This window comes from Nitrincola alkalisediminis (assembly GCF_009821115.1).
Classification (GTDB): domain Bacteria; phylum Pseudomonadota; class Gammaproteobacteria; order Pseudomonadales; family Balneatricaceae; genus Nitrincola; species Nitrincola alkalisediminis.
The window spans coordinates 1-2,351 of sequence record NZ_VYTY01000024.1; the positions used below are offsets into that span (position 1 = coordinate 1).

Here is a 2,351-nt window from a genome sequence, read left to right on the forward strand (position 1 = left end):
GTTGCAGGTCAATTTGATCGAACTGAAAAAGGCAGATCGATTAGAGTTGAGTTCGGGGTCTTTGAGGTTTTGGATCGAGTTTTTGGAACATTGGCAGAGTCTGGTTCAGATGGTGGATATACCTTATGAGCCAGTGAGAAAGGCAATGGAGCGATTGAAGATGATTAGTGCAGATGATGAAGAGCGTCGGTTGGCATTTGTACGTCAACGGGCGATGCATGATGAAGCGACCTTGTTGAAGGAAGCGAGAGAGGGTGGTTTTGAGCAGGGCATTGAAAAAGGTATTGAGCAAGGTATAGAGCAAGGAATTGAAAAAGGCATTGCACAAGGCGTTGAAAAAGGTCGCCAAGTCCAAATGCGTGAAACGGCTCTAAATTTAATATCAATGAATGTTTTAACCGATGCTCAGATTGCGCAAGCATCAGGTTTGAGCGAGTCAGAGGTTATGGTTTTACGTGATGATGGTAAGCATTAATCTGACATGGAAATGTTTTATGCCTGAGAGATCAAGTTTAAGCATTGCTCTCTCAGTCTATTCAACTGAGGCTTAAATCCAACCACTGATTTGTTAGTGGGGCATACAGCCGATGGTTTAGTTTGAGGTACTCTACCCACCCCTTCCAGAGAGCCGCCGTAAATACGTCCGTGTAGGCTTGAATGCCGCATCCATGCGGCATGCACTCTCTGAAAGTGATGGGTAGAGTGCCTTGGGTAGCGTTGTGGTGTACACGATTTCTTAAAGGCGTTTTAAGGTTACAAAGGTTGATACTCCTTTCTGGAGCATTGCCGGACATACCCTATGAGCCAGTGAGAAAGGCAATGGAGCGATTGAAGATGATTAGTGCAGATGATGAAGAGCGTCGGTTGGCATTTGTGCGTCAACGGGCGATGCATGATGAAGCGACCTTGTTGAAGGAGGCGAGAGAGGGTGGTTTTGAGCAGGGCATTGAAAAAGGCATTGAGCAAGGTATAGAGCAAGGCATAGCACAAGGCCTTAAAAAAGGTCGCCAAGCACAGATGAGTGAAACTGCACTTAAGCTTATCGTCCGTACCGAAATGGACGATGTGATGATTGCAGAGCTGTCAGGTTTAAGTGTGGGCCAGGTTGAACACTTGAGGCTTAAGGCTAACCACTGATTTGTTAGTGGGGCACAAAGCCGGTGGTTTAGCTTGGGCACTCTACCCACCCCTTCCAGAGAGTCGCCGTAAATACGTCCGTGTAGGCTTGAATGCCGCATATGCGGTATGCACTTCTTCGGCAGCGTGCTAGCAGCATCGAGAAAGAATTCGGTGCGATTTACGCCCACTCAACCGTTGTGACATCCAGTTCAATTTTTAGGATTTATTCCTATATACGCTTGTGCCACTAGTCGATAAAGTTCTATTAGATATAGGGTTGCTCGTCAGCTGTAACCCTCAATGCAATAGCCTTTTACTGCTCTCAGGATAGGATCATTGCCGCACATGCTGATGGTATAGAGTATTTATTAACGGAGACGAGGTAGGATATGGGGCACTATAACTATGGCAATTCGCTTGCTGATTCTGATATTCCAGATACGCTTACAAAAGAACAGGTAATGCTCCTACTGGACAATGTCATAAAGGAAACATTTTTTGAATTATACGAGCATGCATTTGGTGCGCCAGATGATGCTATCACTGCGAGAGTGGAGGAAGCTGACCTTTTGACGGTTAAGAGTTGGATGATCAACATTGTTGATGCTCAAACCCCGAGTGATTTGTTTGTATCACCTATCGAGCGTACGGTAGCGAAATTTGCTGCCAGCGTGCTTAACAGAAAGTATGGTAAAAATATTAACATCGATGATATTAGAAAACCTGAGGACCTTTATAGCCTCTTGAAAAAAGAAAGTGATTAAGATATTGAAATCTATGACAGAGCTAGTTTGGAAGATTTGCAACTGATTGCATCTAAGCATTAAAGTTAAGGTGGTAGATTCAGCGGCTAAGTTGGGTTTACGGCTTTTAAAGGATAAACAATATAAAGATCAGGATGATCATCATGCAAAATTTCGATTTGTTAGACCCCCGTAATGACTATGTGTTTAAACGCATTTTTGCTGAAGCGCCGGATTTGTTGGTGCATTTGATCAATGATGTGCGGCCAGATTTGCCGAGTATTACATCGGTAGAGGTTTTAAATCCAAGCATTAATCCAGCTGAGTTGACAGGCAAATACATCATTTTGGATGTGTTGGCGCAGGATGTGGAGAATAACCGCTATAATATTGAGATGCAGGTCCGCCGTTACAATGCGTGGGGTAAGCGCAGTGCGTATTATTTGGCGCGGATGTTGAGTGAGCAGTTGGATGCGGGGATGGATTATG

Annotated in this window: 4 protein-coding genes; all 4 read left to right on the forward strand. The window is 44.5% G+C overall.

Going from position 1 to position 2,351, the window contains the following annotated elements; translation table 11 throughout:
- On the forward strand, nt 1-475 hold a 475-nt coding region (locus F5971_RS18225; protein WP_484549431.1), incomplete at its 5' end, for a nuclease/transposase family protein.
- A 359-nt stretch (nt 476-834) separates the two neighbouring features.
- On the forward strand, nt 835-1,137 hold the full coding sequence (locus tag F5971_RS18230) for an RpnC/YadD family protein (RefSeq protein ID WP_193496559.1): 303 nt from the start codon (nt 835-837) through the stop codon (nt 1,135-1,137).
- 371 nt (nt 1,138-1,508) lie between these two features.
- Nucleotides 1,509-1,883 carry a hypothetical protein gene (locus F5971_RS18235; RefSeq protein WP_036514951.1) on the forward strand — a complete coding sequence of 125 codons (375 nt, stop codon included), beginning with the start codon at nt 1,509-1,511 and terminating at the stop codon, nt 1,881-1,883.
- 143 nt (nt 1,884-2,026) lie between these two features.
- The coding region (locus F5971_RS18240; protein ID WP_193496561.1) for an Rpn family recombination-promoting nuclease/putative transposase at nt 2,027-2,351 on the forward strand (325 nt) is incomplete at its 3' end.